This window comes from Tepidibacter sp. Z1-5 (assembly GCF_037844525.1).
Lineage (GTDB): Bacteria > Bacillota > Clostridia > Peptostreptococcales > Peptostreptococcaceae > Tepidibacter_A.
The window spans coordinates 1-26,289 of the sequence record NZ_JBBMMD010000044.1; the positions used below are offsets into that span (position 1 = coordinate 1).

At 27.6% G+C, this 26,289-nt stretch carries 24 protein-coding genes, 1 tRNA gene, 1 rRNA gene, 1 other RNA gene and 1 other annotated feature; of the genes, 6 read left to right on the plus strand and 21 right to left on the minus strand.

The annotated features are described in order from the left end of the window. Positions 1-69 (minus strand): 16S ribosomal RNA (locus WJW32_RS10550); the annotation flags it as partial. A gap of 570 nt (positions 70-639) precedes the next feature. Between WJW32_RS10550 and nhaC the strand changes: the two genes are divergently transcribed. From nhaC to WJW32_RS10565, 3 genes are all read left to right on the plus strand, one after another. Continuing rightward, positions 640-2,046, plus strand: coding sequence for a Na+/H+ antiporter NhaC (gene nhaC / locus WJW32_RS10555; protein ID WP_445330235.1), 1,407 nt, complete (start codon positions 640-642; stop codon positions 2,044-2,046). Between the two features lie 164 nt (positions 2,047-2,210). After that, complete coding sequence (locus tag WJW32_RS10560; RefSeq protein ID WP_340258078.1) at positions 2,211-3,533, plus strand: Na+/H+ antiporter NhaC family protein; 1,323 nt, start codon at positions 2,211-2,213, stop codon at positions 3,531-3,533. Between the two features lie 52 nt (positions 3,534-3,585). After that, a complete protein-coding gene (locus WJW32_RS10565) occupies positions 3,586-4,263 on the plus strand; it encodes a metal-dependent hydrolase (RefSeq protein ID WP_340258080.1) in 678 nt (225 codons plus the stop codon). Between the two features lie 39 nt (positions 4,264-4,302). Here the strand turns inward: WJW32_RS10565 and WJW32_RS10570 are convergent, their stop codons facing one another. From WJW32_RS10570 to WJW32_RS10585, 4 genes are all read right to left on the minus strand, one after another. Beyond that, a complete protein-coding gene (locus WJW32_RS10570; protein ID WP_340258082.1) occupies positions 4,303-5,193 on the minus strand; it encodes a copper amine oxidase N-terminal domain-containing protein in 891 nt (296 codons plus the stop codon). Positions 5,194-5,303: 110 nt separating this feature from the next. Beyond that, positions 5,304-6,401: an anti-sigma factor domain-containing protein gene (locus WJW32_RS10575; protein ID WP_340258083.1), complete on the minus strand. Its 1,098-nt coding sequence runs from the start codon at positions 6,399-6,401 to the stop codon at positions 5,304-5,306. Next, complete coding sequence (gene sigI, locus WJW32_RS10580) at positions 6,398-7,126, minus strand: RNA polymerase sigma-I factor (RefSeq protein WP_340258085.1); 729 nt, start codon at positions 7,124-7,126, stop codon at positions 6,398-6,400. The genes WJW32_RS10575 and sigI overlap by 4 nt, the downstream gene beginning before the upstream one ends. Before the next feature lie 323 nt (positions 7,127-7,449). Then, positions 7,450-7,683 carry a glutaredoxin family protein gene (locus WJW32_RS10585; RefSeq protein ID WP_340258087.1) on the minus strand — a complete coding sequence of 78 codons (234 nt, stop codon included), beginning with the start codon at positions 7,681-7,683 and terminating at the stop codon, positions 7,450-7,452. A gap of 395 nt (positions 7,684-8,078) precedes the next feature. Between WJW32_RS10585 and WJW32_RS10590 the strand changes: the two genes are divergently transcribed. Continuing rightward, on the plus strand, positions 8,079-9,191 hold the full coding sequence (locus WJW32_RS10590; protein ID WP_340258089.1) for an MGDG synthase family glycosyltransferase: 1,113 nt from the start codon (positions 8,079-8,081) through the stop codon (positions 9,189-9,191). Positions 9,192-9,214: 23 nt separating this feature from the next. Here WJW32_RS10590 and WJW32_RS10595 read toward each other — a convergent pair whose 3' ends face one another. The 16 genes from WJW32_RS10595 to WJW32_RS10670 form a co-directional block, all read right to left on the minus strand. Then, complete coding sequence (locus WJW32_RS10595; RefSeq protein WP_340258091.1) at positions 9,215-9,466, minus strand: hypothetical protein; 252 nt, start codon at positions 9,464-9,466, stop codon at positions 9,215-9,217. A gap of 135 nt (positions 9,467-9,601) precedes the next feature. Then, positions 9,602-10,201, minus strand: coding sequence for a recombination mediator RecR (gene recR, locus WJW32_RS10600; protein ID WP_340258093.1), 600 nt, complete (start codon positions 10,199-10,201; stop codon positions 9,602-9,604). A 12-nt stretch (positions 10,202-10,213) separates the two neighbouring features. Further along, positions 10,214-10,552: a YbaB/EbfC family nucleoid-associated protein gene (locus WJW32_RS10605; protein WP_340258095.1), complete on the minus strand. Its 339-nt coding sequence runs from the start codon at positions 10,550-10,552 to the stop codon at positions 10,214-10,216. A gap of 61 nt (positions 10,553-10,613) precedes the next feature. Beyond that, complete coding sequence (gene dnaX, locus WJW32_RS10610; RefSeq protein WP_340258097.1) at positions 10,614-12,239, minus strand: DNA polymerase III subunit gamma/tau; 1,626 nt, start codon at positions 12,237-12,239, stop codon at positions 10,614-10,616. Between the two features lie 203 nt (positions 12,240-12,442). Next, positions 12,443-12,707, minus strand: an RNA gene (ffs, locus tag WJW32_RS10615) — signal recognition particle sRNA large type. Between the two features lie 23 nt (positions 12,708-12,730). Then, a tRNA-Ser gene (locus WJW32_RS10620) sits at positions 12,731-12,821 on the minus strand. Continuing rightward, a complete protein-coding gene (locus WJW32_RS10625; RefSeq protein ID WP_340258099.1) occupies positions 12,822-13,274 on the minus strand; it encodes a nucleoside deaminase in 453 nt (150 codons plus the stop codon). 201 nt (positions 13,275-13,475) lie between these two features. Further along, positions 13,476-14,750 (minus strand): serine--tRNA ligase, encoded by a 1,275-nt coding sequence (serS, locus tag WJW32_RS10630; protein ID WP_340258101.1) that lies wholly within the window; start codon positions 14,748-14,750, stop codon positions 13,476-13,478. Positions 14,751-14,807: 57 nt separating this feature from the next. Beyond that, positions 14,808-15,020, minus strand: a binding site (T-box leader). 221 nt (positions 15,021-15,241) lie between these two features. Beyond that, positions 15,242-15,835: a rubrerythrin gene (rbr, locus tag WJW32_RS10635; RefSeq protein ID WP_340258103.1), complete on the minus strand. Its 594-nt coding sequence runs from the start codon at positions 15,833-15,835 to the stop codon at positions 15,242-15,244. Positions 15,836-15,916: 81 nt separating this feature from the next. Further along, positions 15,917-16,738, minus strand: a complete 822-nt coding sequence (locus tag WJW32_RS10640) for a mechanosensitive ion channel family protein (protein WP_340258105.1) — start codon at positions 16,736-16,738, stop codon at positions 15,917-15,919. 42 nt (positions 16,739-16,780) lie between these two features. Continuing rightward, positions 16,781-19,531 (minus strand): UPF0182 family membrane protein, encoded by a 2,751-nt coding sequence (locus tag WJW32_RS10645; RefSeq protein ID WP_340258107.1) that lies wholly within the window; start codon positions 19,529-19,531, stop codon positions 16,781-16,783. 287 nt (positions 19,532-19,818) lie between these two features. Then, on the minus strand, positions 19,819-21,048 hold the full coding sequence (locus tag WJW32_RS10650; RefSeq protein ID WP_340258109.1) for an EAL and HDOD domain-containing protein: 1,230 nt from the start codon (positions 21,046-21,048) through the stop codon (positions 19,819-19,821). 638 nt (positions 21,049-21,686) lie between these two features. Continuing rightward, entirely contained in the window at positions 21,687-22,685 is a 999-nt protein-coding gene (locus WJW32_RS10655; RefSeq protein ID WP_340258111.1) for a PTS transporter subunit IIC, read from the minus strand. A gap of 29 nt (positions 22,686-22,714) precedes the next feature. Beyond that, complete coding sequence (locus tag WJW32_RS10660) at positions 22,715-23,620, minus strand: quinolinate synthase NadA (RefSeq protein ID WP_340258113.1); 906 nt, start codon at positions 23,618-23,620, stop codon at positions 22,715-22,717. Positions 23,621-23,698: 78 nt separating this feature from the next. Then, positions 23,699-24,220: a transcription repressor NadR gene (locus WJW32_RS10665; protein ID WP_340258115.1), complete on the minus strand. Its 522-nt coding sequence runs from the start codon at positions 24,218-24,220 to the stop codon at positions 23,699-23,701. A 173-nt stretch (positions 24,221-24,393) separates the two neighbouring features. Continuing rightward, entirely contained in the window at positions 24,394-24,834 is a 441-nt protein-coding gene (locus tag WJW32_RS10670; protein ID WP_340258117.1) for an ACT domain-containing protein, read from the minus strand. Between the two features lie 450 nt (positions 24,835-25,284). Between WJW32_RS10670 and WJW32_RS10675 the strand changes: the two genes are divergently transcribed. Further along, positions 25,285-25,566: a hypothetical protein gene (locus tag WJW32_RS10675; protein WP_340258119.1), complete on the plus strand. Its 282-nt coding sequence runs from the start codon at positions 25,285-25,287 to the stop codon at positions 25,564-25,566. Positions 25,567-25,592: 26 nt separating this feature from the next. After that, on the plus strand, positions 25,593-26,042 hold the full coding sequence (locus WJW32_RS10680; protein WP_340258121.1) for a hypothetical protein: 450 nt from the start codon (positions 25,593-25,595) through the stop codon (positions 26,040-26,042). The last annotated feature ends 247 nt before the right edge of the window (positions 26,043-26,289 follow it).

Genomic DNA, 26,289 nt, shown 5'->3' on the forward strand with positions numbered 1-26,289 from the left:
CCGCTCGACTTGCATGTGTTAGGCACGCCGCCAGCGTTCATCCTGAGCCAGGATCAAACTCTTAAATAAAAGTTTGTCAGTACTCAGTAACTGACTTTATGTGTTATTTCCGAAAATCACTATTGTGATTTATTTATAACCTACTGTTTAATTTTCAAGGTTCATTTTGTTTTTCTCGTTCGCCTCGTTGTCGAGGACAAGTAATAATATATCACCTTTCATTAAGTTGGTCAATACTTTTTTATTATTTTTTTTGAAATATATCTAATGCATTATTATTTATATTAAAAATTTAGCTAAATCTAATTTATTCGAAAGCTAAAAATTCCAAAACTCCATCTGAAATTAAGTTTCATTTTATATTCTTTTCATTAATAGAATTTAATATACTAATACATTTAAAATGTAATAACTTGTTCTTGATTTTTAAATGTATTGAATTTTCAGAAGATTTGTGCTATAATTTCCATACATTTATAATTTATCAACTGATGACTGACAATATAACTATTCAAAATATTACAAGGACAAATATATGTTGTTATGTTCTCGTATTAACCCAACCTAAGTTCAGTTAAATAACATTCTTATAACTGGATATTAAAAACTTAGTCTTATTATTTTAAAAGGGGGAAAATTATAATGTCAAAACAAAAACGTAAGGCAAACTTACTCGAAGCTCTTATTCCTATTTTTTGTTTAATTTTATTTTTAGGAATTGCGGTTTTTAAGTATGAGGCATCACCTCACATTCCTTTGATTTGCGGTGCTGTTATAGCTGCTCTCATGGCTACTACTAGGCTAGGCTTTCAGTGGAATGAACTTGAAGAAGGCGTAATGAAAACTATCAATATGGCAATGCAAGCTGTTTTAATTCTTATGATAGTAGGTACAATTATAGGTACTTGGATACTAAGTGGAGTAGTTCCTACTATGATATATTATGGACTTAAAATATTATCACCTGGTATATTCTTAGTTGCAACCTGTATCATATGTGCAATAGTTGCTCTTGCTACAGGATCTTCTTGGACTACAGCAGGTACTGTTGGTATAGCACTTTTAGGTGTAGGTCAAGGCCTTGGTATTCCTAACTATATAGTTGCCGGTGCAATTATATCTGGTGCTTACTTTGGAGACAAAATGTCACCATTATCAGATACTACAAATCTAGCGCCAGCCATGGCAGGTGCTAATCTATTCGACCACGTTCGTCACATGCTATTCACAACTGGACCATCTTTAATAATCGCTCTTATCCTTTACGGTTTCTTAGGTGCTAAATATGCAGGTAAAAATATCGACCCTACTATAATAAATCAAATGCTCGGTGCACTCTCATCTAGTTTTAACATAAATCCATTACTCTTCCTTCCACCTATAATAGTAATCACAATAGTTATATTAAAAGTTCCAGCTATACCAGGACTTATAACAGGTTCAATCCTTGGAGGAATATTTGCTGCTATATTCCAAGGCTCATCAATAGGAGATATAATAACTGCTGCTAATGATGGATTTGTATCTCAAACAGGAATCGAAGCTGTAGACTCATTATTAACTCGTGGTGGTCTTCAATCTATGATGTGGACAGTATCTTTAATATTATGTGCTTTAACACTTGGAGGAATACTCGAAAAAACAGGAATGCTTGAAGTTATAGCAGAAAACATATTAAAACTAGCAAGAGGTACAGGTGGACTTGTTACAGCTACTATATTTTCTTGTATATTCGTAAACTTAGTTACAGGAGAACAATATCTATCTATAGTTATTCCAGGAAGAATGTATAAAGATGCTTATGCTAAAAAAGGTCTTCATCCTAAAAACTTATCAAGAGCACTTGAAGATTCAGGAACTCTTACATCTCCTCTTATTCCATGGAATACATGTGGAGCATATATGTATGCAACATTAGGAGTTCATCCATTTGCATATTTACCTTTTGCATTCTTAAATCTAATAAATCCTTTAATATCTATATTCTATGGATTTACAGGAATTACAATGCACAAGCTTCCTAAAGAAGAATATATTACAGAATAAAAAATTCGTCTAATCGCTAACGCGGTGACTCATACCTCCAACGAGTCCTACGGGCTCCGTTGCTTAAAACTGAAAGAAAATTTTATAATTTCCTTAAGCGTAAAATATGGGCCTGTAGGGCCCTTCTTTTTGTTTATTATAATTTTATTGAGAGGTCGTTGAATATGAAAAATATATTAGTACCACTTATATTAATATCCCTATCAGTAATAATGAACAAACCCATATATATAGGAATATCCGTTTCTGCCTTATTTGTATATATAAATGCAATATTAAATAAGTATCACTACAAAAATTTAAATAAAAGCATAATATCAAGTGTATTATCTGCAAAGCGTATAATCATAATTCTTTTATTAGTTGGTATGCTTACATCATCATGGATGGTTTGCGGAACTATACCATACATGATTTATTTAGGTCTCAGTATATTAAAAAAATATAACTTTATACTTCTCTCTTTTCTAATAATGTCTTCTATATCATATATACTAGGTACTGCTGTTGGAAGTATCTCAACTATAGGTGTTGTGATTATAACCATAGGAAGAACCGTAGGTTTAAATACCTCTATTTTGGCAGGCTCAATAGTATCCGGTGCATTCTTAGGAGATAGATCTTCACCTATATCTAGCGCCTTGAATTTGAATATAGAGATGACAAATTCTAATCCATATAAACTTATGCGTAAAATGAATGCAACATTGTTTCCAGCTTTTATAACCAGCTGTATCCTTTACTTTATTTTAGGTAAGTATAATAATATAAGCAATTACAGTAATCTAGACAATATATTAGTAAAGTTATCTAATAATTTTAATATAAACATACTGTGCTTGATACCAATTATTATACTTTTTATGCTAATATTACTAAGAATAGATATAACTAAATCGTTGCTAGCATCATTATGTTCTAGTTTCTTAATTAGCTTCTTAATTCAACACTCTAATATATCTAGCTTAATAAAAATATCATTAATTGGCTTTAATGAAAGTAACTCTACATCTAATATAATAAATGGAGGCGGATTTATATCAATGTTTCCCGTTGTATTTACAATAATAAGCGCAACTGCTTTCACTGGTTTATTAGATGCGACAAATAGCTTAAATATCTTGATAAATAAACTAATTTCATCAATCACAAACAAATATGACTTACTTAAAAAATGTTCTTTATTGAGTATAATTTTAAATATATTAACATGTAATCAAACCGTTGGAATAATTGTACCTTGTAAATTTATGAAAAATATATTTCTTGATTATAATTTAGAAAAAGAAGATTTAGCTAGATGTTTGAGCGATAGTGGTACAATAACAGTTGCTTTGATACCTTGGAATATAAATTCTATTATAGCTTCTACACTTTTAGGAGTATCTTCTGTTAATTTTATTCCATACTCATTCTTATGTTATCTAATACCTATTATTTTTATATCAAAATCAAGAAAAAATAATAATATAGATATATTGGATTAAATGTTTTTTTAAATTTTTAATAGTATATAATGTAACAAAGGGAGGTTTTAGTATGTTAATGAAATATTTAGGTCATTCTGCTTTTTTAATTAAAACTTCAGAATGTAACATTTTGATAGATCCATTTATGAAAGATAACCCTAATTGCCCAATCAACTTAAAGGAATTGCCTCATATAGACTATATATTAGTTACGCATGGACATAGTGACCATATAGGAGATACTATTTTAATATCTAAAAAATACAACAGCACTGTAATATGTAACTTCGAAATATCTTTATATCTATCTAAATACAACATAAAATGTATTCCTATGCACATAGGAGGACGTATTAATCAATCTTTTGGAAAAGTTAAGATGATTCCAGCTCTACACGGTTCTAGTATTTATGAAGGTACTCACTTAATATATGCTGGTAATCCATGTGGCTTTTTATTAGAAATTGAAAACAACAAAATATATCACGCAGGAGATACAGGACTATCTATCGAAATGAAACTTTTAGAATATGAAAATATAGATTTTGCTATGTTACCTATTGGTGGTGTATTTACAATGGATATTGATGATTGCATAAAAGCTATAGAATTTATAAAACCTAAAAATGTTATCCCTATACACTTTAATACATTCGATGCTATAAATGCTGATCCTAATTTATTAAAGGACAATATTAAATCTTGTAATATTAATATTTTAAATCCAGGAGAAAATATTAATATATAAACAAAAAAGAGTTCATATGAACTCTTTTTTTACTCTATACTACTCTCCATCATTATTATTAGTTTCACTTTCAGTTGTTACTCTATCTTCTTCATCTGTTTTATCTTCAGTCGCCCCTTCAGTTGCTATCTCATCTTCAGTTGACTCTTCTAATTCAATAGTCTCTGTCTCTTTATCATAATCAACATCTATTCCTAAGTTTTCAGCAATAAATCTTAGTGGAACTATAGTTCTATTGCTCATTATTTCAGCCGGAACATCTATTTCTTTTTCTTCTCCATTAACATAGGCTTTTCCATCTTTTAAGCTTAATATAATTTCAACATCATCTTTAGTTATTATAACCTTTTTATCCTCAGCATTCCACTTAACATCTGCTCCAAGTCCCTCAGATATCGCTCTTACTGGAATTAATGTTCTTCCATACTTTATAACAGGAGGTGTATCGAATTTCATATTTAAATTTTCACTTATAATACTTTCAACTGGTAATACAGATATGTTCTCATTATTTTCTTTTATTTCCTTAGCTGTATCTTCTAGTTTTTCTAATTCTTCTTGTGTATATTTTTCTCTAACCATTTTCTTCATCTGTCTTTTTATATCTTTTATATTTTTACTTAACTTATCTATACTATTTTGCAATTCTTCTATTTTATCTAATAGGTCATTTGTTAACTTATCATTTTTATCTTTTTTAGCTTTTTTTATTTCTTTTTCTGCTTTTTCTTTTTCAAATTCTATTTCTATTTTTATTTTGTCTATATTAGCTTTTTCATATTTTATTTTTTGCATTTGCTCATAGTTTCTATTATTTTTAGATTTTTCATGACCCTTTTCTTGTGCGTTTATACTCATACTAGCTGGTCCTGTAAATACAATCGTAGAAACAAGTAATGCAGATATAATTCTCTTCTGTAATAATTTCATGTAAAACTCTCCTTCACAATTTATTTTCATAATATATTACGAAAATAAATTTTTGTTTTGGTACCAAATAAACAAAAAGCAGTTGAATTAATAATTCAACTGTTTTTTATTTAATCCTTATGCTTTTCTCCATGTCCTTGTTTATTTTTTTTAGGCTTATGACCATGCTTGATTTTTTTAATTTTCTGCTTTTTACTATTACCTTGTTTTATTTTATTTTTGACTTTATCATTATTATTATCATTATTTTCTTCATTTTCATATTTATCTTCTTTATTTTGCTCGGTTTTATAAGTTTTTATTATTGGTTCTGTAGCTTTATTACTCTGTACTTCTTTTGAGTAATTCATATCTTCTGACTGATTTTGAAAATTAGAATCTTCATTTATTTTTTCTTCATTTTCTACCGCAATATCATTAGACTCAACTTCAATAGAGTTATCTTCTTCCTCCGATTTAATAACATCGTTATATATTTGTCCACTTTTGTCAAAAATTTGATGAACTTTCATATTTTTAACTTCATACATGCTTACATTTATATTATGTTTTTTTATTTCTTTAAATACTTCATATTTACCAATAGACATATTATTTTTATGAGCATTTTTCATATTATTTTTATTGGATTTTAAATATACTATATTTATATAATTATCATTTTTGTCATTGTTTAATTTTAGTTGAAGATCTTTTTCTATATTTAATGTATCATTTACAGTAGAATCTAATATTACATCTGATATTAAAACAGAATTTTTTTGTGAAGATATGTAACTTTTTTCCTTCGCATTATTTATAGTTATATATAATGCATCTTCAACCTTTTTCCCTACAACATCTTTGTCTATTATTTCATTAGCTTCTTCATTTATCTCATTTACTTTTATTACTATTCCTTTTTTATTTAATTCAAACTCTATACTTGGATTTATATCTAAACTTACAACAGCTGCTGCAATCATATTTTTATTATTTTTTATGTTAAAAATATTAATTGACATAAATAAAATGAATACTACAGCTGCCAAAATAGATATCTTCTTATAATTTATTTTATTTTCACTATAAATATCATCTTTTACAAAGATAATGTGATTTCCTATATTCATTCCATCTTTTTTTATAACCTTTATATACTGCATATCATCACTTAGTACAATAGCAAAATCACCTTCAATTTTTATAATACAACCTTTGTATATCATATTTTAACACCTTCTTTATCAAGTGTAATATAACTTTTCAACAAATCTGAATCACCCTCTAATATTAGCACCGCTGCAATAATAAATTTTCTACTTCTTTTTAATATTTTTTGTGTTACATTCAAATCCTTTATTATTTTAGAATTAGGTATTCTCTTTTTTTCTATTAATTCCATTTTTATAGAATTATTTTCGAATATATATTTTGCTATATTGATAGCATTCATTCTAGTATCCTTATGTTTTGGCGATTCATTTAATAAATCATTAAATGTTATACCAAAATCATTCAATTTATTTTCAAAAGTTTTTATTTCTTCTTTTACAAGTATATCCTCTACAAAATCTTCTGATTTTAAATTGTTATATATATTTTCTTGTTCTTCTTTTGGAAATTGATTTATAGATATTACTTTAGAATCTTTTTTTATTTTTCTCAAATAATCTTTCGTCCTACTAGATATAACAATTTTAGCAAATGATATAAAATTTCCACATTTAGAGTCATACTTATCTATTGCTTCATTAAAACCTTCTAATCCCACACTATATTCTTCACTGTTTTCAGACTCTATATATCTATTCGTTACACTAGACACTGTTTTTATAATAAACGGAATATATTCTTCTATTAGTTTCTCTCTTTCAAGCTTATCCCCCATCTTTATTTTATCTAATCTCTTGACCAAAGAGTTTTTTTTGAAAATTTTCAGTAAATCAGTCAACCTATTCTACACCTCCTATACAGTAATACGATTTTATCTGTTTTTTTAAGTACATATATAAATCATATATTAATTTAGAAGATAATAGGTATAGATTCAACTCTATGGTTTTAATTACCAAGTAATGTATTTCATTATATTCCAAAATATAAAAATTCATCTAGTCGCTACGTACTGAATCATATCGCCAACGATGTCTATCGGCTCAGTTGCTCAAAACTAGTTGCAAGTGTAGTTATTTAATCAATATTATCTATAAATCCAAAGTTATATAATTTCCTTATACATAAAAAAACTGCGATAAATTTATCGCAGTTTTTTTATTATGATTTTAATATTTTTTCCATCTTATCTTTATCAAATCCCAATACCTCTTCACCTTCTATCAATATAACCGGAACTGACATATATCCCATTTTCATTAATCTTTTTCTAGAATTAGCATCTTCCGATATATTATACTCTATATATTCTAAATCGTTTTTATTAAAATAATCCTTTGCCATATCACAATATCCGCATGTATTACTACTATATATTTCTATTTTTTTATTCACATTGCATTCCTCCTTAAAGTGCTTATATTATAAATCAATGATCTAATTAACACCTACTTTATTATATAGATTTCCTAAAATAAAGTTTTAAAACATTTATTTTTATTTGCATTTAAAAATCTTATAATATATTATAAAATAATCTTACATTATAAATATAATATGCCCATAAAAAACATAGTTATATGTATTTAAAATATGTTATTTTTTATAATCTATAGGAAATTATTATTCTTTATAATTTTGATATATAGTTTCCATCATGAATTTTAAGCAACGGAATTTGTTGACATCATAAAATTTTTGAAAAGTCTACATTTTAACTTTCAGAATAAAGACTTTTTTGTTCTTAATTTTTTATAAATATTCCATTATTTAACACAGGGGGATTTACTATGAAAAAAATCTTAATACTTTCTGCTTCTACTGGTGGTGGTCACAATAGGGCTGCAAAGGCAATACAAGAAGAATTATTAACTAAAAATATCGACTGTAAGATAATAGATAGTTTGAAATTTGTAAGCCCTACAATAGATAAGATAATCTCTAAAGGCTACGAAAAATCAGCAATGTATACACCAAAAGCTTATGGTACAATATACAAAATATCAGATCTTAAAATAAGTAAAAATGAAATAAATAGCAATCTTGTACTTGCTTATATGATTAAAAGATTGAAAAAACTAATAAATACTATTCAACCAGATGCTATAGTAGGAACGCATCCATTTCCTTTGATGGCTGTTAGTAATTTGAAAAAAAATAATATAATAGATATACCCATAATATCCGTTCTTACAGATTACACTATCCATTCTACTTGGATTCAAGAAGAAGTTGATAGTTACATAGTTGGAGATGAATACGTTAAATACCTTTTAGCTGAAGAAGGAATACCTAATGATAAAATATACCCATATGGTATACCTATTGAAAAATCATTTTTATCAAGCGATATAGAAGGTATAAAAAAAGAACTTAATTTAGAAGATAAATTTACAGTTTTATTAATGGGTGGTAGCTTTGGTGCGGGTAATATTAAAGAAGCATTTTTAGACTTATTAAATATTAATAAAGATTTTCAAATTATAGTTGTTACAGGAAGAAATTCTTCATTAAAAGACAAAATACAAAAAACTTTAGCTTCTATAAATACAGATAAAAACGTCGTTATACTTCCATTTACAAATAAAATGAATGATATTTTATCAGTATCTGATATTCTAATTACGAAACCAGGAGGGCTTACTACTACAGAGGCTCTATTGAAGGAAATTCCTATGATAATCCCTTATTATATACCTGGACAAGAAGGCGAAAACCTAGATTTTTTACTAAATAGCGGAGTAGCACTTAAAACAACCGAAAAATACAACTTAAAAATCTTAATAACCCTTTTAATGGAAAACCCAAATAGGCTAAACAATTTGAAAAGTAATATAAAAAGTTTAAAAAAATTGAATTCATCAGAAAATATATCCAATTTAATAATATCAAAAATTAAATAAAGCAGGCATTTAGCCTGCTTCATTTAATATCTATCGACATCTGGGTCATAAAAATCTTCCTCATAATCATACTCGAAATTCTTATAGTTATTTTTAAACCCATCATTTCTTCTATTTTTAGGTTTTGAGTTTTTAGGTTTAACCGTTTTCTTAAGTAAGTTTTCTAATTTTTCTTCACATTCACAATCATATTTTTGCTGTCCTTTTAACTTTAAACTTTCTTTTCTTCTCTTTTTCATAGCCTCATGTTCTTCTGAACTCATAAAGACTTTCATAGTTACACCTCTACTTTAATTTTAATATAATAATTTATTATTCAATAAATTATATAAAAATTATACATCAGACATACCTCAATTTCAATAAATTATAGATTTTTTGTACAAAAAAACCAAGGTATTTAACCTTGGTTATATCTCTCTTCTTCCTTCTAAAGCTTTTGATATCGTTACTTCATCTGCATACTCCAAGTCTCCTCCAACAGGAAGTCCATGTGCAATTCTCGTAACCTTTATACCTAAAGGTTTTATAAGTCTAGATATATACATAGCAGTAGCTTCTCCTTCTATCGTAGGATTAGTAGCTAGTATGATTTCCTTAACAGTTTCTGTGTTTAACCTTTGAAGCAGTTCCTTTATTTTTATCATTTCAGGACCTACCCCCTCCATTGGAGATATTACTCCATGAAGAACATGATATTTACCCATAAACTCTTTAGTTTTTTCCATAGCAGCTACATCTCTTGGATCTTCTACAACACATATAACATCTTCTGTTCTATTTGGATTAGAGCATATATTACACTTATTAGAATCTGTTACATTACAGCATACAGCACAATATTTTATCTGTTTTTTAGCATTTATTAATGCTTCAGATAATTTTTCTACATCTATCATATTCATATTTATAACATGAAAAGCTAATCTTTGTGCTGTTTTCTTACCAACACCAGGAAGTTTTGAAAATTCCTCTATAAGCCTTGATATCGGTCCTGAATAAGTTTGCATATTTTCACCTACTTAAAACATTCCTGGAAGGTTAAGTCCACCTGTTAGCTTAGCCATTTGAGAATTTACCATCTCATCTGCACTTCTTAAAGCTTCATTAACAGCAGTTAAAACTAAATCTTGAAGCATTTCTATATCATCAGGATCTACAACTTCTGGCTTTATAGCTATATCTAGTATCTCTTTTTTACCATTTACCTTAACTATAACAGCCCCTCCACCAACAGAAGCCTCAACCTCTTTTTCTTCAAGCTGTCCTTGCATTTTTTCCATATCTTTTTGCATCTTTTGAACTTGTTTTAACATATTATTCATATTTCCACCCATTCCTGGGAATCCTTTTTTAGCCATAATTCATCCTCCTTTAAAAATTACTTTAAAATATATTATAGCATATAATAATTATTATGTTCTACGTTTCTTTTATAGAATCTTTTACTTGTATAATCTCTTTAGGAAATACATTTTCTAATATTTTTATACCTTCATCTTCTTGATTATTTGTTGAATTATTTTTCATATCTGATTTTAACTCTATTTTAATATTTATATTTTGACCTGTGATATTATTTATAACGCTTTTTATATATAATTTTTCTTCATCTCTATTTAATCTATCTTTTATAAATTTAAATTTATCATCAACTAACATTATAAGTGTGTTATTTTCCATTTCAAAATCATTAATTTCTTTTAACATAGCTTGAATAGACATCTGCTTATCATTTTTCATATATTCTAATATCTGAGTCCATGAATTTTCAATCTCTACGACATCTGGATTCTTAGGTTTTTTTGGTTTTTGAACATATTGTTCATTTTTAATAGCACCATTTTTAGATATATTATTTTTACTTTCTATAGTATTATCATTTCTAGGTATACTTACACCATTTTTTATTATATTTTCTATATTTTGTATTCTACTTAAAATAGAATCATCATCTAATTTAAGTACAGGTTGAGATAATTTCATTATAGTTATTTCAAGTGATATTCTTGGATTAGAAGCGTATTTTATATTATTTTGAGTTTCAGATAATAAGTTTATTATTTCTATTATATTATTCAAATCCACAGCTTCAGCTTGCTTTTTTAATAAATCTATAGTCTCCACTGGCAAATTTATTATTTCATATAATTCATGAGATACTTTACAAACCATTAAGTTTCTAAAATGATCTATCAAATCAGTTAAGAAATGCTTTATATCTTTACCGCAAATTATCAATTCATTCAACAATTCAAGCGCCTGTTTAGTATCTTCTTCTATTATGTGTTTACTCATATCAAATAAAAAATCTATATTAACAGTTCCAAGAAGATTTACTACATCAGAATATTTAATTTCATCCTCACTATATGATACACACTGATCTAGTATACTCAAAGCATCTCTTAATGCTCCTCCTGCATTTCTAGCTATTAAATTAAGAGCCTTTTCTTCAACTTGAATATTTAAATCATCGCATATTTTTTTCATACGCATAACTATATCATCAACTTTAACTCTTTTAAAATCATATTTTTGGCATCTTGATAATATGGTTGCAGGTATTTTATGCGCTTCAGTAGTTGCAAGTATAAATATTATATAATACGGAGGTTCTTCTAATGTTTTTAATAAAGCATTAAATGCTCCTTGAGATAACATATGTACCTCATCTATTATATACACTTTATACTTTCCTTTTGTTGGAGGATATTTCACATTTTCTCTTAATTCCCTTATATCATCTACTCCATTGTTGGATGCAGCATCTATTTCAATAACATCCATTATACTGTCATTTAATATACCTTTACAAATTTCACATTCATTACAAGGCTCATGATTATCTGGATTCATGCAATTAACAGCTCTTGCAAATATCTTAGCAGTAGATGTCTTTCCAGTACCTCTTGTTCCAGAAAACAAATACGCATGAGCTATACTATCGTTATCTATCTGGTTTTTTATTGTTTTTGTTATATGCTCTTGACCTATTACATCTTCAAACTTCAATGGCCTATAAACTCTATATAATGCCTTATGCATAAAATCACCTCTATGTATATTCATTCTGTTCTATTATATACTAAAAAAAAAAAGACTTCTATGGGGGGAGAAGCCTTTTAAATAGGGGAGAAATTGAAAATATATTTAATTTTCTTTTATATTATTATCATATTTCAGATTTATATACCTATTAATAAAAAAAATCTCTATATAAATAGAGATTTTATTTTTTATATTAAATGCTGTGCACCATATATTGTACTAACCTCATAAACGTTACCTAGACAGTTAGCTCAATTTAGGCTACCCTACGGCACATGAAAGTGATCACTTACCGTTGCTTCCTTCCGGACCTGGCGGGATTCATGAGCTTTCATTGCGTAGGACCCAAATATCATCACCACTTATCTAGGGCAGCTCTACAAGCATTAGCCCTCCATATGGAATTCAACCCTGCTACAGCGGATTGCAGGTTACAAGGCACCGCTACCTCCCCGTCTAGCACAGCAAACTTTAAAATCATTTTTAATTGGCGGAGAAAGCGGGATTCGAACCCGCGATACAGTTTCCCGTATACACGCTTTCCAGGCGTGCTCCTTAAGCCAACTCGGACATCTCTCCCTAACGCTTTCTTAGTTTCCTAAAAAAATTCTTTATAATAGAAGATGTTGCTTCTTCTAATACTCCGAATGATATATCTATATCTTTATCTTGTAAGAAATCTTGCTTTAATTTGAGCTTATATTCAGAATCTACAGTCTTAGTGTTTCTAGTTCCAATTACTAATGTTTTTATTCTAGATTCATTTATAGCTCCCAAACACATAATACATGGCTCCATAGTTACGTATAATTTACATCCTATAAGCCTCCACCCTCCTAAAGCTTTAGCAGCCTCTCTTATAACGAGTATTTCTGCGTGAGCTGTTGGGTCCTTCATTGTTTCTCTTAAATTATGTGCTCTTGCTATTATCTCATCATTTTTGACTATAATAGCTCCTATGGGGATTTCTTCTTTTAAATAAGCTTTATGAGCTTCTTTTAAAGCTTCTTTCATGTAAAAAGAATCTTCCATATTTCCTCCTAAGCTTATATTATACCTATAGGATTTAACTTTAATATTTTTAATTATTGAAGTTGACAAGTTCTATAATATCATATTAATTATTTTTTTTCAACTTTTATTGTTATGTTATAAATGTATATTATGTTATTTTTAAACATTTTATTCATAATATAGGGTTTGATTTTCAAACCCTATATTAATTAAATTATATTATTTAGTTATTTTTTCTACTCCACCCATATATCCTCTTAAAACTTCTGGTACTACTACTGAACCATCAGCTTGTTGATAGTTTTCAAGTACTGCAGCAAGAGCTCTTCCTATTGCAACTCCTGATCCATTAAGGGTATGAACATATTCTGCTTTAGCCTTTTTATCTCTTTTAAATCTTATTCCAGCTCTTCTAGCTTGGAAATCTTCAAAGTTTGAACAAGAAGATATTTCTACATATCTATTATAACTTGGCATCCAAACTTCTATATCATATTTAAATGCAGCTGTAAATCCTAAATCTCCTGTACATATCTTAACTACTCTATAAGGAAGTCCTAATAATTGAAGAACCTTTTCTGCATTATTTGTAAGTGTCTCAAGTGTTTCATAAGAATCTTCAGGCTTTACAAAGTGAACTAACTCAACTTTATTAAATTGATGTTGTCTTACAAGACCTCTTGTATCTCTTCCAGCAGATCCAGCTTCTGATCTAAAACATGGTGTATAAGCACAATATCTTATCGGAAGAGTTTCACCCTCTATAATTTGATTTCTGTGAATATTCGTAACAGGTACTTCTGCTGTTGGAACTAGGAAATATTCTCTTCCTTCTAATTTAAACATATCTTCTTCAAATTTTGGAAGTTGTCCTGTTCCAATAAAACTATCTCTGTTAGCCATAAAAGGAGGCAATACTTCACTATATCCAGCATCTGTATGAGTATCTAAGAAAAAGTTTATTAAAGATCTTTCAAGTCTAGCTCCTAAATTTTTATACAATGTAAATCTTGATCCTGTTATTTTTGCTGCAGTTTCAAAATCTAATATTTCAAGATCAGTTCCTATATCCCAGTGAGCTTTTGATTCAAAATCAAATTTCGTTGGCTCTCCCCATTTTCTGACTTCTACATTGTCATCATCTGTTGTTCCTTGTGGAACATTTGGATTAGGTACATTAGGTATTCTCATTAAATTATATTCCATCTTAGCTTCTACTTCTTTAACTTTTTCGTCTAAAACTTTTATTTTATCAGAAAGTTCTTTTAATTTAGCCATTATTTCAGTAGTATCTTTTCCTTCTTTCTTAAGATTAGGAATTTCTTTTGATGCTACATTTTGCTCATTCTTCATTTTTTCAACTTCTTGTAAAAGTTCTTTTCTTTGGTCATCTAATTCTAATACCAAATCTAAATCAAAATCCTTTTCTCCACGTCTTGCCATAGCTTTCTTTATACCATCTAAATCATTTCTTATTCTTTTTATATCTAACATTATTATTCCTCCTTATATTTTGTTCTTTTTTATACATAAAAAAAGCCCCCGTCCCTATAAAGGGACGAAAGCTTACATCTTCCGCGTTGCCACCCTGATTGGTCAATAAATAACCCTCTCAATGTCGTTAACGACGACCACCGTTCAAGCCTATTTTATTTCAGCTTGACAGCTCCAGAATGGATTCAAAAGTAACCGACATGAGTTCTCACCAACCACTCACTCTCTGATGACAATTATCTTTTTACTAGTTTCTTTCACAGCTTTTAAAATTATTATACACTATTTGTTGTTTATTATACTCACTTTATCAAATCTTTTCAAGTATAATTTGAAATTTTTTTCAATTTTTTTAGAATAATCTACCTGGAGTATCCAATTCCATCAGCGCTTTCATCCTTTTAGCAATAACTGGATTAAATGCCATTGCATTTTCAAACCATTGGAATATACCCTTATGTTCTTCTCCTTCTTTAATTTAATCTTTGTTTTTAGTAATTCTCACAATGCATCTCAAAGTATCCTTGTCCTACCTTGCAAACCGGACATATGTTAGGTGCTGAATCTCCTTCATGTATATATCCACATACTCTACACTTCCATAATACTGTTTCTTTCTTTTCAAAGACTTCATTATTTCTAACATTCTCAGCAAGCTTTAAATATCTTTCTTCATGTTTTTTCTCAACTTTAGCTATCATGTTAAACGAAGCTGCAATACTTGTAAATCCTTCTTCTTTTGCTGTTTGTGCAAATTTAGGATATAGCTTATCCCATTCTTCATTTTCTCCCATGGCAGCATATTTGAGGTTATCTAAAGTGGTATCTTGCCCAATTGGATATGTAGCAACAACATCTACAGGTGCTGGAAATTCTTCACCCTCTAATCCTTCTTTTATATGGTCAAAGAATATTTCTGCGTGTATTTTTTCATTATCTGCAGTTTCTAAAAATAGTTCTGATATCTGATCATATCCCTCCTCCGTAGCTATCTCAGAATAAAATGTATATCTATTTCTAGCTTGAGATTCTCCAGCAAAAGCCTTCATCAAGTTTTGTAATGTTTTAGTTCCTTTTAATTTCATAAAAAATGCCTCCTCTTAATTTAAAGTTATATACAAAATTAAGTGTAGGCATTTTTTATATTTTTTATTCTATTTTATGGTTTATTTTTCCGATTTAAGCTGCTTATGATATACAACGCTTTGAGGATATGGTATTTCTATTCCATTCTTATCAAACTCATACTTTATTTTTTCCATTAAAGCATAATACTCATCCCAATAATCAGATGTTTTAACCCAAGGTCTTGCTGCTATATTTATAGAACTATCTGCAAGTTCTTGAACTCCAATTATAGGTTGTGGCTCTTTTAAAACTTTATCCTCTTCATCGAATACTTTTTTTATAATATTTTTTGCTGTTCTTATATCGCTATCATAAGATATTCCAAATATAAAATCTATTCTTCTTTTATCTTGTAATGTAAAGTTTATTATATTATCCGATGTTAATTTAGTATTTGGAACTATTATTGTCTTGTTATCAGGAGTCTTTAGAATTGTGTTGAATATTTGGATTTCCTCAACACTGCCTTCTGTTGATGCTCCTTGTATATAATCTCCTGTTCTAAATGGCTTAAATATAAGTATCAATATTCCAGATGCAAAATTTGATAATGTACCTTGAAATGCAAGCCCTACAGCAAATCCAGAAGCACCTAGAACAGCCACAAATGAAGTTGTAGGCATTCCTAAATTATTAAGTGCTGATACACTCACAAATACTACACAAAGTACGTATACAAGCTGTGAAACAAATGATATCAATGATTTGTCTATATTAGATTTTTTTAAAAATCTGTTAGTTATACTCTTTACTTTTTTTGAAAAGAACATTCCAATTACTACTATAAGTATTGATCCTAAAATGTTCATTCCATATTTAGCTACTTGAATGTCTTGTAACATCTTAAAAACTGTCTCCATATTCGATCTCCTTAAACTATGATTTTAATTAAAACTTCTTTATTATTTTGATAACTTTCTTAGTATATCTCCAAGCTCATTTAAATATCTTCCATAAGCCTCAAAATCTCCATCTTTTAAACTGCTTCCAGCTTTATTGTATAAATCATTAGCCTTGTTAATCAACTGATCTTTGTCTAAGTCAACATTAGATTCATCTGTTGTTTCATCTATTATAACATTTTGATTATCTGATTTGAACATGGTATTTAATGCCTCTTGTAGCGTATCTTTCATAACAACCTTGTCTTTATATGCTACGAATATTTTTTCTACTGCTGGTATACTGTTTTGTGAATCTGATTTAATATATAATGGTTCAACATATAATATAGAGTTCTCAATAGGTATAGTAAGTAGTGTTCCTCTTATAACAGTAGATCCACCTGTATTCCATTGAGTTAAATCCTTAGATATTTCAGGATCTTTATCAATTTTTGCCTCTATTTGCTCTGGACCTAATATATTTTTATCCTTAGGGAATTTATACACTATAAGCTGACCGTATTTATCCTCATCATTTCTAGCTACAAATAATGCGGTCATATTTTGCTTACCTTGTGGTGTATATGGTATTGTAAGTAAAAATTCAACCTCGTCCTCATTAGGTAATTTAAAAGTTATATAATTTGATTCTATACCTAAAGATTCAGTTTCTTCTTCGCTTTTAGTATTTTTAGATTTTTTAGCTACTTCCCACTTATCTTCCTTGTTATAAAATACCTCTGTATTTTTCATATGATAAGTCTCATATATCTTGGCTTGTATATCAAATATAGTTTGAGGATATCTTATGTGTTTCTTTATATTGTCAGGCATATCATCTATAGATTTAAACAAATCTGGGAATATCTTATTATACGTATTTATCATAGGGTCATTTTTATCAGCTATATAAAAATCTGTAGTTCCATCATAAGCATCTATAACAACTTTAAATGAGTTTCTTATATAATTTATATCATTATCCGAATACGGTTGAGAGTATGGATATTTAGACGTATAAGTATATCCATCTATCATCCAGTACATCTTACCATCCGATAAAACTAAGTATGGATCATCATCAAATGATAAAAATGGAGCTATCTTTTTAACTCTTTTCTCTATATTTCTATTTAGTATTATCTTACTTTTAGAGTCTATACTTGAAGCTACCAAAAACTTCAAACTTCCTCGGTCTATGCTGTATAAAATTCTATTAAGTGTAGTAAGATTTATACCTGCTTTTCCATCGTATTCAGAAAAAGCATTAGTCTCTCCTTTAGGATAGTCAAATTCTTTTTCAGAAGTATTTGTTACTATATAATCATCAGTAAGTTCTCCAAAGTATATCTCTGGTCTTTTAACATCAAATCCTTCAACTAAAGATACAGGAGGTATATCTCTTATAACCATTTTAGGCTCTCCACCAGGCGTTATTTCATTTACTGGTGACATAGTAAGTCCATATCCATGAGTATACTTGATATGTTTGTTAAGCCATGTTTTAGCTTTTTCATCTAGTTTGTTTTGATTTATCTCTCTAGCAGATAAAAATACTTGATTTAACTTGCCATCAATCATATATCTGTCAATATCCACATCATTGAAGTTATAATAAGGTCTTAATGTTTGAATCTGATTGTAGGTCTCTTTAGTAGGTCTATAATCATTTATACTTATATTACTTAAAGTCTGTTCATTTTTTAATATATCTTCAATTTTTATATTTTGTTCAGCCAAGAAGTTTTCTTCTGTTACTTCATTTAAATTATATGCATTTTTAGTGTAATCTATATTGTACTCTAAGAATTTTTTTTCTTTTGATATCTCATTTGGCGATACTATAAAATTTTGAACTCCAGTTTGTACTATAGAAGAACCTATACTTATGACAATTAGCATCATAGGACCTATAAGTAGTGTTCTTATTCTTCTTTTCTTATACGCTATTACAACAAATAAAGCTGATACCAATGCTATTATAGCAGATAATCTATACATCCATAGATTTATATTAACATCTGTATAACTTGCTCCATATGCCACTCCTCTAGGAGAATAAAGCAATTCAAATGATGCCAAATAACTTTTAATTGCTATTATTATAAAAAATACAACTCCTATAACTGCTATTTGATTTAATGCAAGATTTAAAACATTTTTCAATGTATCTCCTATATTAGACATATCATTTAAATTTCTAATATTATCATCGAATTTATTTAATTTCTTAAAAGATGCTAACATTAGATAATATACAATAGTTATTATAAATAGAAATACTAATAATCCTACCATTATGTTTAATATTTGATTTATTAACGGTAACTTAAAGACATAAAACGAAACATCATTGTTAAATATAGGATCCTTTATATTAAATGATGTTGCATTCTTAAATTGAAGTATTTCCATCCATAAGCTTGATGATATTTTCAAACTAAAAAGTAAAGATATAATAATCGTTCCTACAAAAGTTATAATCTTTATAGGTTTTTCCTCTTCTTTAGAAGTTATTACATTCATGTGTAGATAATAACTTTTCTTTATTCCTATTAAATATATATATATTAGTACGGCTAATATTAAAAATATAGGAACCGCTATATATAGTTTTGCAAATATCTGTTTTATAAAAGTAGAGGTATATCCCACTTCTTTAAACCAATTATAATCTGATAGAAAAGTAATTATTCGAGAAAAAAATCCAACTACCGTAACTATCAATAATACAAGTAATGCTGTAAGTATGTTTTTAGATTTACTCACATGTATCCCCCTTCCAAAATTTAAGTTTATTTAATCATGTTAAATATTTCATATATTGAATTTTATTACTAGTATACCAAAAAATATATTCATTATATACGTGATTTCAATATATAATAAATATATTTTTCGACTTATAGCTTTTTTATTTGTTGTTATTAGGTGAATTGAGTTTAAATTTATCAGAAAAATAAAAGTTTCGCACTTAAAAATCACAATTTGTAGTTTACTATAAAATACCAAATAATATGTTTTTAAATCGTAAAATAAATTTACACTTAATATAACTAGTAGAAATTATTTTTTAACTCTTCAAACATCTTATCAGCCCATTTAACTGAAGCAAGATAGTGACTAGAAAGAAGTTTAATTTCATAATTTATATTAGATGCAGAATTACGTATATCATCAAATGCACCACGTTCATAAGCAAAGCACAGTGTCATTGCATCACTATACATTGTTTTTTTACCTAAAAGTGTATTTTTCATTTCTTTAGAAATTGGTATTGATTTTAATGCTTCAGCCATATCCATTTCCAAAACAGTATCTACTATTGAAAGTGTACCCAATAAAGATAATTCTTCTACTGAGTTTTTAAGATTAGAATGTAGTGCAATTTCTTTTAGAAGATTCAATCTTATCATAGCATACCTTACAGCTTCGTTAGTTTCTTGTTTACATATGTCTTGAACCATTGCTAATGAAAGCCATCTTCTAAGTTCATTTACACCGAGTATTGCTATAGCTTGTTGTATTGATGTTATATCATTTTGCATTCTAGAATTTGAATTTACTATGTTTAGAAGTTTATAAGTCAAAGATATATCAACTCCTATGATATCTGATAATACTTTGAAATTTGGTTCAGCTGTATTTAACTCATTCATAAGTTTTACATATTGAAGAGCACTTTCTGATAATGCTTTTCCTTTTTGAAGTGAAGGTTTTGAAAAATAAAATCCTTGATAATAATCAAATCCAATAGATTTTGCCCATTCGAATTCTTCTTTAGTTTCTATTTTTTCAGCCAGTATTAATTTCCCTAACTTTTTTAATTCTTTTACAAGTGCTTCTATTCCGTCCTTAGTATTCTCTATAAAATCAACTTTAACAATATCACATAAATTAGTTATTTCACTATATTTATAGTCTGTTGTATAATCATCTATTGCTAATGTATATCCTAATTCATTAAGTCTTTTTATTTCTTTTAATAATTTTTTATCCGGTTCTACATTTTCTAGAATTTCTATCACTACTTTATCTTTATTTAATAATTCTGCTATACCTGATTTTATTAGATGGCTATCAAAGTTAATAAAAGCTTTAGATTCTCCTACTAGATTATTGATACCGAAATTGAAATAACTATTTATAAGTAATATAGAAGTTGCAACATTATCAGAAACATTCCCGTTAAAAAAATTTCCATCACTATTTCTATATAATAGTTCATATGCAATTACATTATATTCATTATCAAAAATTGGTTGTCTTGCAATATATATGTTCATACTTACCTCCATTTCTATTTTATCTTTCAATATTAATAATAGTTATACCCAGAATAATTATCTTTTTAACAAAAAACATTTATAAAAAAAGCCTCTATTTGTGATATATTTGAGTTAACAAAAACACAAAATGAGACTTCTTTTATAAATACTTTATTATAAAAGTAATCCAATTACAATAATAAATTGCATTTAATTTTCTAGAAATTATCTGTTTTATCAGTATAACTTCATTGTATATATTGTTAAAACCTAATACTTTTCAACATAAAAAAGCTAATCCTTAAATTTATTTTTAAGAACTAGCTTTTTTATGTTGATCTATTATATGAGCTATTCATTCTTTGGTGGACTCACTCCTTTGTTTTTAATATTCTTTAATTATTTGTAATTTTATAGTTTTCTTCAATCACCCCTTATATAAATATTTATTTCCTTATAATCTAATATATTTTCTTTGGTTGTATCATCCCCTCTTCTGTATGTATTTGTTAATGTTATTATATCATACTTTTCAGAAAATTCAATATTTTTATTTGAATTTTCTGAAAAGTTCTTTAATTAACATTCAAATAAAAATAAAGCTTATTAAAATATTGACTAAATGTCAGGATTCTAATAAGCTCCATTCATATTTATTAATTTCCAAGCTTCATATCTTCATCCCTTATATATCCTTTATTTCTCATAAACTCAGATATAATAAGAGTAATTACTGCTGGAAGTACAAAGTGAAGTATTATTATACTCAACATAGCCGACTTTCCCATAACAGCTATAGTTGATATTTGACCAACAAGTCCACTAGTTCCCATACCAGCACCTATACTGTTAGTTTTCATGTGAAACAATGTAGTAGACAAAGGTCCAAGTATAGCACTTGTTATTATAGGAGGTAACCATATTAGAGGATTTTTAATTAAATTTGGAACTTGAAGCATAGATGTACCAAGACCTTGAGATATAAGTCCTCCAACCTTATTCTCTCTATACGATGCAACTGCAAATCCTATCATCTGGCAGCAGCATCCAACAAGTGCAGCTCCTGCAGCTAATCCATTAAGACCAAGTGCAATAGATAAAGCTGCTGAACTTATAGGAAGTGTAAGTATTATTCCCATAGTTACAGATACGATTATTCCCATAGGTATTGGTTTTAGTTCTGTAGCTTTATTTATAAAACTGCCTAAACCACTCATCATAGAAGATAGTATTGGAGCTATAAATATACCTACAAACCCACCAACTAGAATAACCATTGCAGGAATTAAAACTATATCAATGCTAGTCTTCCCTGATATTAATCTTCCTATTTCAGCCGCTATTAAAGATGCCACAAAAGCTCCAACAGGGTCTCCTATTCTAAGACTAGCTACTCCATCAACTATATTAACAGTTCCAGCTCCTATAGCTCCTGTTATTAAAGATGCAAATATTACAAGAGGTGGAGCACCTAGTGAATATGCAACACCAGCTCCTATAGCAGGCCCCATCATATACTGAGCTATTTTTCCGAATAAAACTACATCCTCAAATCCCGAAATATCTCCTATTTGCTTTAATATAAGGCCTATTATAAGCGAACTAAAAAGACCTAATGCCATACCATTCAACGTTTTAGTTAAATATTCTCTCATACAAATTCTCCTTTATATTAAGTTTCACTTTATAAGTATTTCATCATATTGTCTATGCTATTTAATGCCTTTAATCTTATCTTTTCATCTATTTCTATATTTTGTCCTTTATCTTGAATCATGCACTTATATATATCTTCTAATGACGTTTTTTTCATATTCATACATATAAGAGTTGGCGATAATAAATCAAACTTTTTATGTGGATTTAATCGTCTTAGTACATGAAGTATTCCCGTTTCTGTGCCTATTATTACTTTTTTATCTTCTAAATTCTTGACATACTCTATTATTTGAGATGTCGATCCTGCATAATCAGCACTATTTATTACATCTTCTCTACATTGTGTATGAACTATTATAGGTATATTTGGATGTTTTTCTCTCATATTTATTACTTCTTGTTTAGTAACTTTATCGTGTATATTGCAGTATGCAGTCCATGAGATTATATTTTTATCTTTAACTTTTTTAGATATATAATTGCCTAAATTCATATCAGAAACAAATAATATATTTTTACTATCTAATTTTCCTATTATTTCAACTGCTTTAGATGTAGGTATACAAAAATCTGATACGGCCTTTAACTCTATTTGTGAATTAAGACTTGATACTATCGTAAATTGAGGATGTATATTTTTAAAGTTTATTAATTCATCAATATTTATCATTGTATTCATAGGACATACAGCTTCATCTACAGGCAAAATAATATTTTTATTAGATACAAGCTTTAGCGTTTGAGCTAAACTTTTAACTCCACACGAAATTATAGTTTCACAATCAATGTTCTTCGCTATTTCTATTAATTCTAAATAATCACCTACATAATCTGCAATCTGCTGAACCTCGTAATTTTGATAATTATGTGCAAATATCTTTATATTTTCTTCTTCTTTTATCTTAATTATTTCATCTATCATACTAATCATTATTTTCTCTCCTAGTTTTATATTTCAAATGTATACTCTTTTGTCTTGTCACTTATTCCCATAAAAATACGACTTTTTTTATTTCTTTATTAAATATCCTTTTTTATCCATTTCCGTAAGTATATCTTTATATACATTATCGTTTTTGACCTCTATTGTATGAAAATGTATTCCATGCGTCAAGCTAGATATAATTTTTGACTCTTCTCTTTCAAGCTTATATATGAATTCATTTAATTCTTTTCTTGAAGATATATTTATAATTCCTCTTATTTCACCATAAACAGGATGTTCAACTATTACATCTAATACCTTAGCTCCCATATCAATTATAATTTCTAACTCTTCCTTTATTTGATCGATACTACAATGATGATTCGACATTATAACCTTTATCATATCTTCCTTTACTATTGATGGAATTATATAACCTTGAGGTGTTGCCATTATATTTATTCCCTTAGCTCTGAGTATTGCTATATCCTGAACTATAACCTGTCTACTAACATTTAAATCATATGCAAGGCTTGCCCCTTTTATAGGATTAGTGCTTTCTTTTAAAATTCTCTCTAAAGATTCTCTTCTCTCTAATGTATCCATTTAATCGCCTCCTTATTAGATTATATATTATAAAATTAAAAAAAAGAAGTCAGTTCAAACTTCTATTCTATAATCTACCATACCACTTCTTCTCTTAGGTACTCTTTCTTTGTATCATTATTTTAATAAATAAATTCTCTTCATTTTTTAATCTCCCCCCTTTATTTAATTCCTTATTCTCTTGCTAGTATTTGTAAACTGCATACTCCATTTAACTCTCTAACTTTATCTATAACATCATCTATTGATATAGTCATCTCTTTAGTATCTACCGTTAAGGTTAAGCTTGCTACATCATTTATAGGTATGTTTTGATTTATTGTTATTACATTGCATCCAAAGTCAGCTAATCTATTAAGAGTTCCTGATAAAACACCTTTAGTATGGTCTAAAAACAAAGAAAAAGTAACTATATTGCCAAGTTGATCATTACTACTTAAAAAAACATAATCCTTGTATTTATAGAAAGCGCCTCTACTTATCCCTACTATTTTAACTGCTTCTGTAACTTGATTAACTTTACCAGAGCTTAATATTTTTTTTACCTCTATAACTTTTTTATAAACATCTGGTACAACATCTTCATCTATTAGGTAAAATATTTTTTTAGTCAAATTCAATCCTCCTTGTCTTTTTTAGCTAACAATTGTATTTTGTATTTGATATTTCTAAATACTATCATACATTTTTCTTAATTCAATAATATAGTTTTCATTTTTTGTATTATTTATTATATATATTAGAGTATGAATATCTCTAGGGGGAGATTATTCTTACATATCCTAATTTTACTAGAGTTTCGAGTATAAAAAAACGTTTATTTAAAAATTTTTAATTTATATTACTATTAATTCTAAACCTATATTAATAATACGTTTACTCATTCTTTATTTATAATTATATGGTAAAATAGTCAATGTAGATTATATCTAGGAGATGATATATTTGATAAATAAAGATAAAAAAAATTAATTATTTACTTGTCTATTTATATAATATTTTCAGTATATTTTTTTAATGCAACTACATATTCTGCCAATGAGCATTTAATTTTCAAAAAGGTTATGAAAATTAGAATCGAAAAAAATAGAAAATCAATTTTCATAACAAATAAAGACACTATAGATGAGTTCGTAAATAACATCAAATATAAGATTCATTTACATGAATATAAAAACTACGACTACACACAAGATCGATTCGATATAAACTTTTATTTTTCAAACAATAGATGGGTAATCTTAAGGTATGATAAGAAAAATAAAGCTTTAATAGCACCCTTAGCATCAAAGTTATCTACAGAAGAGGCTTTTATTTATGATTCTTTTATTGAAAATAACTATTAAATACTTCAACTAGTTAGGAGGTTATTATGAATAAATTAATTAAGATTTTAAAAACCTACTTAAAATCTTGTATCCTTATGCTCCCATTCATGATTATAGGTAGCTTTACAGCTGATTTAATAACTTATTATAATTACGGTTATATTCCTCCTAATTTGATAGAATACGACCGTATAATCATAGGAAGTTTATCTTCAGGTATAACTATATCATTTTTACTATATCCAATAGAAAAAACTATTCCTATATATGATGAGAATATATTTAGAAAAAACTTAAATAAAGCTTTAAGTAAAAACAAATTTGAAAACTTATCTAATAAAGAAAATATTTTAATTATAAAGCATAATTTTATCAAAAGATTTATTTTTGGTAAGGAATTAAATATCTCCCTATATAATGATAAAGCAATATTTAAAGGTTCTAGAGTAAATATTATAGCTATATGTAATAATTTAAAACAAAAGAATATATAATTTTGATATGATAGAATAATATATTTATAATCGCTATTTTTTATTTCTTAAATTTTCAAGTAACCACGTAATCTTTTTTATTATAATCGTTAGCTTTATTTGTATATTTATATACAAAAAAATATGCTACTTAAATGTTAGTTACCTAGATTTCGTACAAACGAAATCTGGGTTATTTTTTTAGGGTCTGTGGGTTATTAAAAACTATCTATACAAATACCGCGAATACAACGATATTTTTACCATA